This is a genomic window from Streptomyces tibetensis, from assembly GCF_040647715.1.
In the GTDB taxonomy this organism is placed as follows: Bacteria; Actinomycetota; Actinomycetes; order Streptomycetales; family Streptomycetaceae; genus Streptomyces; species Streptomyces tibetensis_A.
In genome coordinates this window covers 503779-518786 of the sequence record NZ_JBEZCR010000002.1, presented here as the reverse complement: position 1 = coordinate 518786, position 15008 = coordinate 503779, and the positions used below count along the sequence as shown (strand labels likewise).

The 15008-nt window shown below is 70.9% G+C and carries 12 protein-coding genes; 5 read left to right on the top strand and 7 right to left on the bottom strand.

Going from position 1 to position 15008, the window contains the following annotated elements; all coding sequences use genetic code 11:
* Window positions 1-159: 159 nt before the first annotated feature.
* The 3 genes from AB0B29_RS06875 to AB0B29_RS06865 form a co-directional block, all read right to left on the bottom strand.
* On the bottom strand, window positions 160-1209 hold the full coding sequence (locus AB0B29_RS06875; RefSeq protein WP_362234912.1) for a BMP family lipoprotein: 1050 nt from the start codon (window positions 1207-1209) through the stop codon (window positions 160-162).
* A gap of 282 nt (window positions 1210-1491) precedes the next feature.
* Complete coding sequence (locus tag AB0B29_RS06870) at window positions 1492-2535, bottom strand: BMP family lipoprotein (protein WP_362234909.1); 1044 nt, start codon at window positions 2533-2535, stop codon at window positions 1492-1494.
* A 514-nt stretch (window positions 2536-3049) separates the two neighbouring features.
* On the bottom strand, window positions 3050-4282 hold the full coding sequence (locus AB0B29_RS06865; protein ID WP_362235662.1) for a M20 family metallopeptidase: 1233 nt from the start codon (window positions 4280-4282) through the stop codon (window positions 3050-3052).
* Between the two features lie 296 nt (window positions 4283-4578).
* Here AB0B29_RS06865 and AB0B29_RS06860 point away from each other — a divergent pair, with 296 nt between their 5' ends.
* Window positions 4579-5268 (top strand): class I SAM-dependent DNA methyltransferase, encoded by a 690-nt coding sequence (locus AB0B29_RS06860; RefSeq protein ID WP_362234906.1) that lies wholly within the window; start codon window positions 4579-4581, stop codon window positions 5266-5268.
* 47 nt (window positions 5269-5315) lie between these two features.
* Here the strand turns inward: AB0B29_RS06860 and AB0B29_RS06855 are convergent, their stop codons facing one another.
* The 4 genes from AB0B29_RS06855 to AB0B29_RS06840 are packed head-to-tail and all read right to left on the bottom strand — an operon-like array spanning window position 5316 to window position 10146.
* Window positions 5316-6521, bottom strand: a complete 1206-nt coding sequence (locus AB0B29_RS06855; protein ID WP_362234903.1) for a hypothetical protein — start codon at window positions 6519-6521, stop codon at window positions 5316-5318.
* Window positions 6522-6567: 46 nt separating this feature from the next.
* Window positions 6568-7506, bottom strand: coding sequence for an N-acetylneuraminate synthase family protein (locus tag AB0B29_RS06850; protein ID WP_362234901.1), 939 nt, complete (start codon window positions 7504-7506; stop codon window positions 6568-6570).
* 13 nt (window positions 7507-7519) lie between these two features.
* Complete coding sequence (locus AB0B29_RS06845) at window positions 7520-8764, bottom strand: N-acylneuraminate cytidylyltransferase (RefSeq protein WP_362234898.1); 1245 nt, start codon at window positions 8762-8764, stop codon at window positions 7520-7522.
* A 35-nt stretch (window positions 8765-8799) separates the two neighbouring features.
* Entirely contained in the window at window positions 8800-10146 is a 1347-nt protein-coding gene (locus AB0B29_RS06840) for a DUF6716 putative glycosyltransferase (RefSeq protein WP_362234896.1), read from the bottom strand.
* A 198-nt stretch (window positions 10147-10344) separates the two neighbouring features.
* On the opposite strand from AB0B29_RS06840, the gene AB0B29_RS06835 reads away from it, so the two are divergent.
* The 4 genes from AB0B29_RS06835 (at window position 10345) to AB0B29_RS06820 (ending at window position 14980) form a co-directional block, all read left to right on the top strand.
* Window positions 10345-11331: a glycosyltransferase family 2 protein gene (locus AB0B29_RS06835; protein ID WP_362234893.1), complete on the top strand. Its 987-nt coding sequence runs from the start codon at window positions 10345-10347 to the stop codon at window positions 11329-11331.
* Window positions 11331-12662 (top strand): alpha-2,8-polysialyltransferase family protein, encoded by a 1332-nt coding sequence (locus AB0B29_RS06830; RefSeq protein WP_362234890.1) that lies wholly within the window; start codon window positions 11331-11333, stop codon window positions 12660-12662. Before AB0B29_RS06835 ends, AB0B29_RS06830 begins: the two co-directional genes overlap by 1 nt.
* Before the next feature lie 178 nt (window positions 12663-12840).
* Window positions 12841-13995, top strand: coding sequence for an acyltransferase family protein (locus AB0B29_RS06825; protein ID WP_436845796.1), 1155 nt, complete (start codon window positions 12841-12843; stop codon window positions 13993-13995).
* 64 nt (window positions 13996-14059) lie between these two features.
* A complete protein-coding gene (locus AB0B29_RS06820) occupies window positions 14060-14980 on the top strand; it encodes a class I SAM-dependent methyltransferase (RefSeq protein ID WP_362234887.1) in 921 nt (306 codons plus the stop codon).
* The last annotated feature ends 28 nt before the right edge of the window (window positions 14981-15008 follow it).

The following is a 15008-nucleotide window of genomic DNA, read 5'->3' as shown; positions in this document are numbered from 1 at the left end:
GCACTCTCCTGGGGACGGGGGCCGTCTACGCGCGTAGCGCCCCTACGGCATGCAAAGGGGCCGACGCCCCGCGGCAACGGGGCACGAGGAGCAGCTCCCCGTACCCCGTCGAGCGGACGTAACCCCGGGGGTTACCGCCTGCTTCGAGGCAGTCGCTCGTCAGCTGCTCTTGACCTTGATCTGGCCGCTGATGATCTTCTCCTTGGCCGTCTTGATGGCTGCCTGGAGCTCGGCGTCGTCCGCGAACTTCGGGTTCGAGTTCGACAGGCTCACCTCGCCGGACTCCAGATCGCCACGAACGATACCGGTCTCGGGCTTACCGTCCTCGACCGACTTCGCCAGGTTGTACACCGCCTTGGCGACGTCCTTCATCGCCGACGTCAGGATGGAGTCCTTGTACTTGGCAAGGGCTTCCTGCTGGTACTGGTCGGAGTCGACACCGATGGCCCACACCTTGTTGGTGGCGGCGGCCTCGATGACACCCTGACCGGACAGACCGGCGGCCGCGTAGACGACGTCGGCCTTCTTCTCGATCTGACCCTCGGCAGCCGTCTTGCCCTTGTCGGGGCTGGCGAAACCGCCCTCCTCGGCCGTCTGCGTCAGGTACTGCGACAGCACCTTGACCTTGGGGTCGGTGTCCTTGACGCCCTGCGCGAAGCCCGCCTGGAACTTGTGGATCAGCGGGATGTCCACGCCGCCGACGAAGCCCACGACCTTCGACTTGGAGGTCTTGGCGGCGGCGACGCCAGCCAGGTAGGAGGCCTGCTCCTCGTTGAAGACCAGGTCGGCCACGTTCTTGGAATTGATCGTGGCGTCGTCGACGATGCCGAAGGTGGTCTTCGGGAACTTCTCCGCGGCGCCCTTCACGGCGGCGGCGTACGCGTAGCCGACACCGATGACCGGGTTGTAGCCCTGCCTGGCCAGGGAGACCAGGCGCTGCTCCTTGTCGGCGTTCGTCTCGCCCTCGGTGGGCTCCTGGTCGGCCGTCTGGTACCCGAACTCCTTCTTCGCCTGCTCCAGGCCCGCGTAGGCGGCGTCGTTGAAGGACTGGTCGCCCTTGCCGCCGACGTCGTAGGCGATGGCGAGGCCCTTGTCGCCCTTCGAGTCCGACGACCCGGCAGAGGTCGAGGTGCCGCCGCAGGCGGAGAGCGCGAGGGCCAGGGAGGCGGTCGCTGCGCCTGCGACCGTGATCCGGGAAATCCGGCGCATGTGTGGGTGCTCCTGTCGTACAACCGAGGTGCACAGCGCCGGACGGTTCAGCTTCAGCGCTGGCTTCGCCGCAGATTAACGCGCGTAGACCTGCCTGAAAACCCCTTCTGTCCACCTTGTTATGCGCCCGTGGCCAAGCCATCACCCGTGCTTGGCCGGGGCGTTGCCGACCGCAAACGCGGCGTGGCGCTGGGTGATCCGGTACCGGGAGGGCCGGGATACGCGAATCGGGCGGGCACCCCCCAGGGTGCCCGCCCGATTCGGCTGGTCAGACCGGTCGGATCACTCGGTGTTGACTTTGATCTTGCCGTCGATGATCTCCTGCTTGGCCTTGTTGACCGCGTCCTGGAGACCCGCGACCTTCGCGTACTGCGGGTTGGACTCCGCGAGGCCCACGCCGTTGACCTTCAGGTCGAAGGTCTGGGTGCCGGTCAGCGGCTTGTCGTCGTGGACCGACTTGGCCAGCGCGTAGACCGAGCCGCCGACGTCCTTGAGCGCGGAGGTGAGGATGTAGTTCTTGTACGGCGCCAGGGCGGCCTGCTTGTACTGGTCGGAGTCGACGCCGATCGCCCAGACCTTCGCCTTGGCGGCGGCCTCGATGACACCCTGGCCGGACAGGCCGGCGGCCGCGTAGAGCACGTCGGCCTTCTTCTCGATCTGGCCCTCGGCGGCGGCCTTGCCCTTGTCGGGGCTGGAGAAGCCGCCCTCCTCCGCCGTCTGCGTCAGGTACTGCGACAGGACCTTCACCTTGGAGTTGGTGTCCTGCACGCCCTGCTTGTAGCCGGCCTCGAACTTGTGGATCAGCGGCACGTCGACGCCACCGACGAAGCCGACGACGTCGGTCTTCGTGGCCTTGGCTGCGGCGACACCGGCGAGGTAGGAGGCCTGCTCCTCGGCGAAGACGAGGGAGGCGACGTTCTTGCCCGGGACGACGGAGTCCACGATGCCGAAGGTGGTCTTCGGGTACTTGGCGGCCACGGCCTTCATCGCCGGGCCGTAGGCGAAGCCGACACCGATGACCGGGTTGTAGCCCTGCTTGGCCAGCGACGCCAGGCGCTGCTCCTTGTCGGCGTTCGTCTCGCCCTCGGTGGGCTCGATGTCGGCCGTCTTGTAGCCGAACTCGTCCTTGGCCTTAGTCAGGCCCGCGAAGGCGGCGTCATTGAAGGACTGGTCGCCCTTGCCGCCGACGTCGTACGCGATGGCGAGGCCCTTGTCGCTGCTGCCGCTGTCGCCGCTGTCACTGCTGGTGCCGCCGCAGGCCGTGGCGACGAGCCCGAGCGACGCGACCCCCACCGCGACACGGGTCAGTTTGGAAATCCGACGCATCTGAAGTTCCCCATTCTCCAAAGCCCCGCGATGGGTGCTCGGTTGCGGCGCACATTAACGCGCGTAGACACTCCTGGGAACGGTTCGCCGCGGGGCCGTTATCCATTCGTGCCGATGGCCGGTTACGCCCTTGTGAACCACGGGAGCGAACGGGGTCGAAAGGTGTAGTCGGGGAAACGGCGCGTGCCTACCTGGTGACGCGCACCAGGCTGCCGTGAGGCTGCGCCGCTCGCAACCGGAGGGCCCCCGGGGGGGGGAACGGGGCGGGGCGGGGGGCTCGGGGGTGTCGTCCTTGTGCGGCGCCGTTGTGGCCTTCGCGCAGTTCCCCGCGCCCCTGAACAGACTCGCCGCGCCGCAGAGCATTTGCGCGGCGCCTTGTGGCCGGGCGCGCAGTTCCCCGCGCCCCCGAAACCCGTGCGGCGCCGTGGTGGCCGGGCGCGCAGTTCCCCGCGCCCCCAAGAAAGGCGCGACCGCCCCCGCCCGGAGGAAGGCGGGGGCGGTCGGTCAGGCGGTGCTAGCGGAGGCCGTTGATCAGGGCCGCTGCTGTGAAGAGTTCCACTCCTACCGTGATGGCCGACTCGTCCACGTCGAAGTCGCCCTGGTGGAGGTCGCGGATCTGGCGTTCGCCGGGGGTACGGACGCCCAGGCGGGCCATCGCGCCGGGGACGTGCTCCAGGTACCAGGAGAAGTCCTCGCCGCCCAGGCTCTGCTCGGTGCCCTCGACGGACTCGACCCCGCGCCGGGCGATCATCGCGTCGCGCAGCAGGTCGGTGACGCCGGGCTCGTTGACGACGGGCGGCACACCGCGCACGTAGTTGATCTCCGACTTGGCGCGGTACAGGTTGGCGATCTCGTCGATGGCCGCGACCACGACGTCGGGGGCCTGCCGCCACGCCTCCAGGTCGAGGCAGCGCACGGTGCCGGAGAGCTCGGCGTGCTGCGGGATCACGTTCGGCGCGTGCCCGGACTCGACGCGGCCCCAGGTGATGGCGAGCCCGCTGCGGCTGTCGAAGCGGCGGCCGACCAGCGCGGGGACGTCGGTGACCACGCGGGCGGCGGCGGTGACCAGGTCGGTCGTGAGGTGCGGGCGGGCGGTGTGACCGCCCGGGCCGTCGAGGCCGATCTCCAGCCGGTCGCAGGCGGAGGTGATGGGACCCTCGCGGAGCCCGATCCTGCCGGCGTCCACCCGGGGGTCGCAGTGCACGGCGATGATCGCGCCGACGCCTTCCAGCGCCCCGCACTTGATGGCGTCGGCGGCGCCGCCGGGCAGCACCTCCTCGGCGGGCTGGAAGATCAGCCGGACGGGGCGGGGCAGGGCGCCCCGGCGGTGCAGCTCGGCGAGGACGAGGCCGGCGCCGAGGACCACGGTGGTGTGCACGTCGTGGCCGCAGGCGTGCGCGCGGTCGGGCACGGTCGAGCGGTACGGGCACTCCGCCTTGGTGTCCGGAATGGGCAGGCCGTCGATGTCGGCGCGCAGGGCGAGCATGCTGGGACCGCCGTCCCACTGCTCGCCCTCCACGCCGATGTCACAGACGAGTCCGGTGCCCACGGCGAGGACGCGCGGCTTGAGGCCGGCCCGCTCGAGCCGCTCCTTGATCGCGGCGGTCGTACGGAACTCCTGGTTGCCGAGCTCCGGGTGCATGTGCAGGTCGCGCCGGAACGCGATGAGCTCGGCCCGCAGAGCGTCGGGCAGTGCACCGGGAAGTACGGCTCCGCCGGGAAGATCGACCTCGGACTCCAGTGACATCAGTGGCTTCACCCTTTGAAGGGTAGGGCGCCCGGGCGGTCGACCGACCCTGGATCAACAAAACTTCAACCCGATAGGGGAAGAAAATATGATCGCCCGGCGCATAGCTATCAAGTGAGGTGGGTAAACTCGCCCGCCTTTTGGGCCGACCGGGCCATCCACCCCCAGAGTGTGACTTCGATCACATCGACGCCACGACTCCGGTATCCATCCATCCTCTCCACGGATACCACGCCCTGCGCGGCGAACACCGGCCTGTTCATCTGCCGGACGCGCGTCCCCACTAGTGTGCGCTCGTGCGCGCCCCCGATTTCGTCGAGTCCACGCAGTCCTCGTACGACGCCATCGCCGAGGCATACGCCGCCGAGCACCCCGACAGCCTGGCCGGAAGACCGCTGGAGAAGGCGCTGCTGTCGGCCTTCGTGGAGCTGGTCCGGGCGCCGGGGATGCCCGGGCGGCCGCCGGTCGCGGACATCGGCAGTGGGCCGGGGTACGTGACGGCGCGGCTGCACGAGGCCGGGCTGCCGGTGTTCGGGGTCGACGCGTCGCCCCGCATGGTGGCCCTGGCCCGCCGGACCCACCCGGAGCTGCGCTTCCACGTCGGTTCGATGACGGCCCTGGACCTGCCGGAGGCGACGCTCGGCGGCATCGTCGCGCTCTACTCGATCATCCATGTGCCGGACGATCACCTGCCGTCCGTCTTCGCCGGGTTCCGCCGCGTCCTGTTGCCGGGGGCGCCGGTGCTGCTCGGCTTCCAGTCCGGGGACGAGGACGGGCACCAGCGCCTGACCGAGCGCTTCGGGCAGGAGATCTCACTCGACTACTACTGGCGCACCCCGGACACCGTCGTCGAGCACCTCACCGGTGCGGGCCTCGACCTCCACGCCCGTGTCCTGCGCGAGCCGGAGGCCGGGGAGAAGCTGCCGCGCGCGTTTCTCCTCGCGCGCAGGCCGCCGGAGGACGGGGGGCCCGCGGCGGACGTGTAGGGCCTGCCGTCCGGGCCTGGTGGCCAGGAAGGCTCCGGCTCCGGTTCCTATCCGGCGGGCACCGCTCCCGGTGTCCCGGTCGGGCCCGGCAGGCCCGTCGTGGAGGGCGGGGCGGTGAAGCGCGCCGTGCCCGCCGGTCCCGTGGGGTCGGCCGGCTCCGTCGTGCCCGGGTGGGCCGGACCCGGAGGAGACACCGGGGCCGTCGGCGACAGCCGGTGCACGTCCCGGGCCGTGCCCGTCACCCCGGACAGGAAGCCCTGGGCGCGTGGGGAGGCGTTCTCGGTGAGCCAGGCGGGGTCGATGTCGCAGACCGCGACGCGTACCTCCGTGCCGGACAGGGCGAGGGGGAGGGTGTGGACGACCGTGGAGGGGAAGCTGAGGATCGTCCGGCCGATGGGTCCGCGGCGGGCGATCAGTTCGAGGGGGAGCTCGGGGCGGACGATCTCCAGGCCCGTCTCGACCGCGAGGCGGTGGAGCTTGTCCGTGCTCTCGCGGCGGTGGGCGAAGTAGCGGGTCGCCCCGTGCGCCCTGGCCAGGGCGTGGACGGCCTCCAGATAGCGGCCGTCGTCGACCACGCCGGTCTCCACCAGGGACGTGCCGACCAGGTCGGCGCCCCTGGTGATCCTGGGCGGGCCGAAACGGGCCCGGGTCCAGGCGAAGGTGTTCTCGCCGACCGTGACGCCCGCCGGGGTCTCCTGCATCGGCATGGAGGAGAAGATCTCGATGCGGCGACTCTCGCCGGGGGTCAGCCGGCGGCGGGCGGAAGCCGACACCGGCGCGAAGACCACGTCCCGCGGGCCGGGGCGGCCGCCCTTGCGGTGCCAGCGCACCAGCCGTTCGCCACGGGCCAGCTGCCCGACGAACTCCATCGTCGCCGTGCCGTCGTCGACGACGACCAGGTCACGGGCGCGGGTGATCGTCAGCAGCAGCTGGACGTAGCGGGAGAAGGGGTCCCCCAGCACGACCCGGCGTGCCCTGCGGAGCACGCCGGTCAGGCCGCCGATGGTCTGGAAGGGCGCGAGCGGTCCACCGCGCGCTTCCTCCCAGCGGACCTGGTGCCCCTCGTCGCGGGCCAGGTCGGACATCCGCCGCAGCTGGCCGCGCGTCATCGGGTCGACGGGCGACAGCACCACGAGGGTGAGCCCCACGCCTGGGGCGTGCGCGTGCGCCCACTCCAGCACGTTCAGCAGCTGTACCGGGCTCTCGACGAAGGCGAGAGTGTGGGGGCCGGCGTTCCCGGCGCGGGGGCTCATCGACGTACGACCGTCCCGTCGTAAGGGGGTTGTGGGGGTGGTGCGTTCAGACGCCGACCGGCTCGCCCGCCGCCGTGGCGATCTCCGCCTCGGCGACCACACCGGCGACGCGGCGCAGCTTCTTCATCGGGCCCAGCTCGGACTCGTAGACCTTCTTGACGCCGTCGCCGAGGGAGGCCTCGATGGTGCGGATGTCGCGGACGAGGCGGGTCAGGCCCTGCGGCTCCACGGAGGCGGCCTGGTCCGAGCCCCACATGGCGCGGTCGAGGGTGATGTGACGCTCGACGAAGGTGGCGCCGAGGGCGACGGCGGCGAGGGTGGTCTGCAGGCCGGTCTCGTGGCCGGAGTAGCCGATCGGGACGTTCGGGTACTCGGCCTGGAGGGTGTTGATGACCCGCAGGTTGAGCTCCTCGGCCTTCGCCGGGTACGTCGAGGTGGCGTGGCAGAGCAGGATGTTCTCGCTGCCCAGGACCTCGACGGCGTGGCGGATCTGCTTCGGCGTCGACATGCCGGTGGAGAGGATGATCGTGCGGCCGGTGGCCCGCAGGGCGCGCAGCAGCTCGTCGTCGGTGAGGGAGGCGGAGGCGACCTTGTGGGCGGGGACGTCGAACTTCTCCAGGAAGGCGACGGCCTCGGTGTCCCACGGGGAGGCGAACCAGTCGATGCCCTTCTTCTTGCAGTAGGCGTCGATCTGGCCGTACTCCTCCTCGCCGAACTCCACGCGGTGGCGGTAGTCGATGTACGTCATGCGGCCCCAGGGGGTGTCGCGCTCGATGTCCCACTGGTCGCGCGGGGTGCAGATCTCCGGGGTGCGCTTCTGGAACTTGACCGCGTCGCAGCCGGCCTCGGCGGCGGCGTCGATGAGCTTGAAGGCGTTCTCGATGTCGCCGTTGTGGTTGATGCCGATCTCGCCGGTGACGTAGACGGGGCGGCCGGGGCCGGCCTCGCGCGAACCGAACTTGCGGATGCGGGAGTTGTTGCTCATGGCGAAGAGTTCCTTACTTGGTGAGGGAATCGAGAGAGGGGCCGAGGATCCAGCTGGCGATCTCCCGGATCGCGCCGTCACCGCCGGGGACGGTGGTGACCGCGCGTGCGGCGCCGCGCACGACGTCGTGGGCGCTCGCGACCGCCACGGGCCAGCCCACGAGGGCGAAGCACGGGAGGTCATTGACGTCGTTGCCGACGTAGAGCACGCGCTCCGGCGCGATGCCCTGCTCCTCGCACCACTGCTTGAGGGCGAGGTCCTTGCGGTCGATGCCGTGCAGCACCGGGAGCTTGAGCTTCCGGGCCCGGGCGGCGACCACAGGGTTCTGTTCCGTGGACAGGATCAGCATCTTCAGGCCGCTGTTGCGCAGGGCCGCGATGCCGAGTCCGTCCCCGCGGTGCACGGAGACGAACTCCCGTCCGTCGGAGTCGACCAGCACCCGGTCGTCGGTCTGGGTGCCGTCGAAGTCGAGGACGACCGCGTCGATGTCGTCGGCGGTCGGGAGGGCGCCGGGGCGGTCCGCGTCGAAGAGCGGCGCGAGGGCCCGGGCGCGGGCGAGGTCGTGGGGGTCGTCGATCTCCAGCACGCGCGCGGGGTCCGTGCGGACCAGCTCGGTGCGGCCGAAGAAGCGGTGCTGGTGCTTGCGGAAGCCGGCCGCCTCCATGGCGTAGGCGGCGCCGGTCTCCAGCAGGTCCTGGGGGCGGTCCTGGCGGCGGGGCCGGAAGGACTTGTCGTGGTTGACGCCGTAGCCGCCGGTCACCTCACCGGCGGTGGCCTCGGTGTCGGCGTCCCTCCAGATGAAGCCGTGGAACGGCGCCACGGTCACCGCGGTGTCGGCGCCGTTCTCGGCGATCGCACCGGCCACCCCGTCGATGTCCTCGCGGACGAGGAACGGGCTGGTGCACTGCACGAGCAGGACCACGTCCACCGGCGCCCCGTGCAGGGCCTCGTGGGCGTCCATGGCGTGCAGGACGGCGGCCTCGGAGGTCGCGGTGTCGCCGGCGATGGCGGCGGGCCGCAGCACGACCTCGGCGCCGGCCTCGCGGGCGGCGGCCGCGATGGCCTGGTCGTCGGTGGAGACGACGACGTCCGTCACGAGCCGCGTGGCGCGGCACTCGCGCACCGCCCGTGCCACCAGCGGGACACCGCCGACGGGCAGGAGGTTCTTCGCGGGCACGCCCTTGGAGCCGCCGCGCGCGGGGATCACCGCGAGCACGCGGCGCACCAAGGCGCCTTTGCGGGCTTCCGGGTGGGACATGGGGTCTACTCCTTGGGCAGGGGTCTCGGGGCGGCTCACAGCTCCCCCATCCGCCGGATGACGGGCGCCACGCGCTGCACGCCGTGGCGGTAGGCGCCGCGTGCCGCCCGGCGCACGATCTGCCGGACCGGTCCGGGGTCCTTGTCGGCGGCGGGCGCGCCGGGCAGCGGGGTGCCGTCCGGGCCGAGGTGGTGGCGGGCGAGGATCCCGGGCAGGTAGCCGGGCGCGGTGACGGGGGTGTAGTACGGGGTCAGCGGGGGCAGGCCGCCGGGCCGGTCGAGCAGCCCGGCGATGCGCTTACGGGCCGCGTCGAAGGCGGAGTCGTAGGAGCCGTCGGCTGCGACGCCCTGCCGGGCGACCCACTCCTCGTCGGGCACGGGCCGGTGTCCGGCGTCGAGCTGGTCCCAGGAGGCGAGGCAGCCGGAGCCCACGAAGTGGTGGTTGCCGAGCGACTCGCGGATGCCGAGATCCGTCAGTACGACGGTCGGGATGCGGCGGTGCAACGACTCCAGGGCGGCCGTGGAACTGACCGTCACCAGCAGGTCGGTCCGGTCGAGGACCTCGCCCATGTTGCCGTACACCAGGCTGAAGTTGGCCGGCGGATCGAGGCGCTGCACCAGCTTCTGGTACGGCAACTCCTCGATGTGGGTGGTGTGTTCGCCCGGCTTGGAGCGCAGCTTCAGCAGCACCTCGCGCTCGGGGTGCCGTCGGGCGTGCTGGACCAGCCGGTTCAGCAGGTACGTACGGTCCCTGCGGCTGTCCGGGACGGAGGGCTGGGCGGCGAAGACGACCGTGTAGGGCTGGTGTTCACCTTCGTAGGGCGCGCCGCCGAGGAAGGGCAGGGCCACCTCGGTCACCGCGGAGGCGTCGGCGCCGACCCCTTCGTAGACGGCCCGGAAACGGTCCGCGTCCTGGCGGGAGTTGGCGAGGACCAGGTCCGCGCCGTGCCGCAGCAGCAGGCCGTCGGCGAGCTTCTCGTAGACGACTCCGACGTAGCCGGTGACGACGACGGGCCGCTCCGCGCGGTGCTCCCAGACGCGTGCCAGGCCGTGCAGCATCGCCTGCACACCGCCGCCGACCAGGGAGAGGACCAGGACGTCGTAGGTTCCCTCGGCCATGGCGCGCAGGAACTCGACGGCGGTGACCTCCCGCAGCGAGTCGGCGCGCACGCCCACTTCCCTCAGCTGGCGCGGGGTGGGCGTGGCCCGGCCGCGCAGCAGGAAGCCGTCGAGGAGGGGGCCGGCTTGCGCGGCTTCGCGCGCTGCGGCTTCCATGGACGGTCCCGGGGCGATGCGGTCCGCGGTCAGCGCACCCCATTTCCATCGGGTGTCGCTGTCCGCGAGGACGGCGATTCGCGGGCGCTTCGGTGTACTTGCTGGCACGTCGAAGACGCTAGGAAGCGAATCCTAGGTATGGCGGAACCGCGACTCAACGAAAAGTTAACAACAGCCCACCGAGAGCCGAACTGGCCCGCTGGAAGGCCGGAAGTACACGCGGTGCACCGTTCTGACACATTGAGTTCACCCGGTGTACCTTCTTCGGAAAGTTCAGCTGCCGGGCGGCCTCCTAACGTCTTGCGGGTGCCTAAGCTTTCCGTGATCGTGCCGTTCTACAACGTGCAGCAATATGCCCCGGACACCCTCAGAAGCCTTCGGTTGAATGCCGACCTCGATTTCGAGTTCATCCTGGTCGACGACCATTCGAAGGACGAAACTCCGGCCATTCTCGAACGAGCGGCCGAGGACCTTTCGGATGTCGCCCAGGTGCGGTACATCCGCCATGAGCGCAACGGTGGGCTCGCCACCGCGCGCAACACCGGCCTGGACGCGGCGCAGGGCGAGTACCTGACGTTCCTGGACGGTGACGACTGGCTGGCCCCCGGCTACCTCGCCGAACTGGTGTCCGCGATGGACGACTTGGGGTGCGACTTCGTGCGTACCGACCATGTGCAGGCCACCGCGCGCGCCCGTTCCGTGCACCGGGTCCCGGTCGGGCGGCGCTGGGAGGCGTTCGACCCGCGGGAGGCGATCCTGCCCGCCCACCGCTCCACCTCCGTCGACTACGCCTACGCCTGGGCCGGCGCCTATCACCGCCGCCTGGCCGACAAGGGCGTGCTCCACTTCACCGACGGGCTGCGCACGGCGGAGGACCGGCCGTGGATCTGGAAGCTGCACCGTGAGGCGGAGTCGTTCGCCGTGGTGAGCCTGCTGGGCGTGTTCTACCGGCGCGGGGTGGCCTCGTCCCTGACGCAGATCGGCGATGTGCGCCAGCTCGACTTCATCCGGGCCTTCGACCAGGTGATCGAGGAGACGGCCGCGGACCGTGACGCCGACCGGCTGCTGCCCAAGGCGGTGCGGACCTACTGCGCGATCATCGCCCACCACCTCTCCAACGAGGACAGGTTCGAACCGGCCGTGGCGAGGCAGCTGCGGTCGATGAGCGCGGCGGCCATCAAGCGCATGCCGCAGGACGCACTCGCCGACGCACTGGAGGCCATGGACATGGACCGTTCGTCCAAGCTGCGGCGGCTGCGACGCAGGGTGACCACGACGGGAGCGGCCGCCTGATGCCCGGGACCACTCAGATCTTCTGCGCCTCGACGCTGTACGGCGTCGCCACCCTGGCCGCCGCGATCGACTCCGATCTCTTCGAGGAGCCGGACCGCCGGGTGCTGCTGGTGTTCAACAACTCCGCGACGCCGGAGACCACTCCGGCCCTCGACGAGATGCCGGGGTTCGCACCGCTGCGCGAGCACTTCGACGAGGTGCTGTCCTGGAACGAGGCCATCCGCCCCTTCCACCCGGGGGCCTGGACGCCCCGCGCCGACGACGTCCCCCTCTTCGAGCGCTATCTGCGGCTGCTGTGGGGCCTCGGCGACGACCGGGTGAGCCTGGTGCTGGAATCCATCCAGGTGGCGCCCGCCCTGACGGTGGCCCAGCTGTTCACCGACGCCCCCGTCGACGTCTACGCCGACGGGCTGATGAGCTACGGCCCCACCCGCAACAAGCTCGACCCGCTGGTCGGCACGCGCGTGCGCAGGCTGCTGCACCTGGATCTGGTGCCGGGGCTGACGCCGATGCTGCTCACCGAGTTCGACGTGCCGGCGCACCTGGTGCCGACGGCCGCGTTCCTCAAGGTGCTCGGCGAGGTCACCGAGACCGTGCCCGAACTGCCCGCCGTGCCCGGTGACTCGGCGCTGCTGCTCGGCCAGTACCTGTCGGCGCTGAACATCCTCTCCCCCGAGGAGGAGGAGGACCTGCATGTGCGGATGATGCGGGGTGCCGTCGCCCGCGGTCACCGCACGGTCGTCTTCAAGCCCCACCCCACCGCACCGGCCCGCTACAGCCGCGCCCTGGAGACCGAGGCGGAGAAGCTCGGCGTCGACCTGACGGTCCTGGACACGCCCGTGCTCGCCGAGGTGCTGTTCGACCGGACCCGGCCCGCGCTGGTCGTCGGCTGTTTCTCGACCGCGCTGTTCACGGCCTCCGCCTTCTACGACCTGCCCGTCGCCCGCATCGGGACCGAACTGCTGCTGGAGCGGCTGACGCCGTACCAGAACAGCAACCGGGTTCCGACCGCCCTCGCCGACGCGCTGCTGCCCGGCCTGGAGAGCGGCGAGGATGGTGGCCTCCTGACGGGCGAGCGGCTGTCCGCCCTCGTCACGGCCCTCGGATTCACCATGCAGCCGCAGATCTACCCGGATCTGCGCCCGCAGGCCGAGCGGTTCCTCGCCCGGCACCTCGGTCCGCGCACCCGGCGCTACTTCAAGAAGCGCCGCCTCACCGCGCTCGGGCTGCCCGGCGGGATTCCGCAGCGGCTGGCGTTCCTGCCGCGCAATTCCACGGCACGCCGGGTGGTCCGGCGGGCCCGGGCCCTGCGCAAGGCGGTACGCCGCTGAGCCGGTCCTGCCCGGTGGCGCGACCGGCCCGGGCGACATCCAGATGAACCCATGGGGACCGGCAGGCGAAGCCTGTCGCCTTCGAACGTAATTCCGTCAACTCTCGTCCTAGGGTGACAGGCGCCCGCCCACAGGCGGCTCAGGCAAAGGACACACGAGCCACACAGAGGTTTCCAGCGTGACCGAGACGGTCGTCAGCACCCGCAAGCCCCGGCCCGGCGTCGCCGTGCTGGTCGACCCGCCGGGCGCCACGACCGTCCCACGGCGCAGAGGCGACTCCCCCGGGCGGCTGCGCGCCCTCGACGGACTGCGGCTGGTGGCCGCGTTGATGGTGGCGCTGTACCACTACGGCGGGCGCGGCGGTGAGGTCGCCCAGGCCTGGGGCACCTCGCCCCGGGACCAGTTCCCCACCCTGCACACGCTGTTCGCCTACGGCTGCCTCGGCGTCCAGGTCTTCTTCGTGATCAGCGGGTTCGTGATCTGCATGAGCGGCTGGGGCCGCCCCCTGCAGTCGTTCTTCGCCTCCCGTGCCTCCCGGCTGATGCCCGCCTACTGGGCGGCGATCCTGCTGGTGACCGGCGTCTTCGCACTGCCGGTGGTCGCCTACAGGGCGGTCTCGCCGAGCGACGCCCTGGTGAACCTGACGATGCTGCAGATGCCCCTGGGCGTGGACCGGGTGCTCGGGGTGTGCTGGACCCTGTGGGCGGAGGTCCGCTTCTACGCCCTGTTCGCCCTGTGCGTCGTGCTGCCGGGGGCGAACCGCCGCCGGGTGGTCATGTTCTGCGCGGGCTGGCTGCTGGCGGCCGTGATCGCCGAGAACGCGAACATGCCGCTGCTCGACATCGTCCTGATGCCCGAGTACGCGCCCTTCTTCGTCGGCGGTGTCGGCCTCTACCTCGTGCACCGGGACCGGCGGGACGTCTACGGGTGGTCGATCGTCGCCGCCGGCTGGCTGATCGGCCAGCACTACGCGGTGCAGTCGCTGTGGCACGCCCCGGACCCGGAGGCCTTCTCCTACCGCTCCTCGTTCGGGATCATCGCCGTCGTCACGTTCGGCTTCGTGGCGGTCGCCGCGATCGCGCTGGGCCTGCTGGGCCGGGTGAACTGGCGGTGGCTCACGGTCGCGGGCGCGCTGACGTACCCCTTCTATCTGGTCCACGAGCATCTCGGCTGGGTGGTGATCCAGGCCCTGCACCGCGGTCTGGGGCTGGCGTCCGGGGTGACTTTCGTACTGACGGTGGCGTCAATGCTGCTGCTGGCGTGGTTGCTGCACAAATATGTGGAGAAGCCGCTGACGCCCCGGCTGCGGGCGGCCCTGACGAAGACCCGCTGACGCTGTTCACGGGGCGTTCAGCCGGCCGTCGATCGGGGCAACGCTCAGAGAGAAGGCTCGTCCCATGACCCACGCACAAGCCATCGAAGCGCATCCCGGCGAACTCTCGGACGTCCCGGGCTGGTTCCCGGCCCTGGACCAGACGCTGTTCACCTGGTTCCTCGAACAGCAGAAGAAGTCCGGCACAAAGGGTGACCTGCTGGAGCTCGGCGTCTACCTGGGCAAGAGCGCGATCCTCCTCGGCCACCACCTGCAGGACGGCGAGCGGTTCACGGTCTGCGACCTGTTCGAGGGCGACGCCCCGGACGACGCCAACAAGGCGGAGTCGGCCAAGTCGTACGCCTCCCTCACCCAGCAGGCGTTCGAGCGGAACTACCTCTCCTTCCACGACACCCTGCCCACGGTGATCACCGGCCCCAGTTCCCTGGTGGACGAGAAGGTGGCCCCGGACTCCTGCCGCTTCATCCACATCGACGCCTCGCACCTGTACGAGCACGTGTACGGCGACATCGGCGCGGCCCACGACATCCTGCTGCCCGAGGGCATCGTGGTCCTGGACGACTTCCGGTCCGAGCACACCCCGGGTGTCGCGGTCGCCGCCTGGGAGGCCGTCCTCAACCGCGGTCTGCGCCCCATCTGCCTCAGCACGCAGAAGCTGTACGCGACCTGGGGCGACCCCGAGCCGCTCCAGGAGGAACTGCTCGCCACGCTCCGGCTGCGCACGGACGTCGGACTGAGCGTGCAGGAGGCGGCCGGGCACCGGCTGATCCGGACCCGTTCCCGGGGCATGAAGCCACCGGCCTTCCCGCCCTCGCGGCACTACGTGGAGCCCCAGCCCGCACCGGTGCGCACCCCCGAGGTCAGCGCATCGCGTGCGGCGCGGCCGGTCCGTCCCGTCCCGTCGCCGACCCGCCGGCTCGCCAAGGACCTGCTGCCGCCCGTCCTCACCCGGGCCGTTCGGCGGGCCCGCGCGAAACGGTCCTGACGTCGCAGGGTGCGGTACCCGCCGGCCC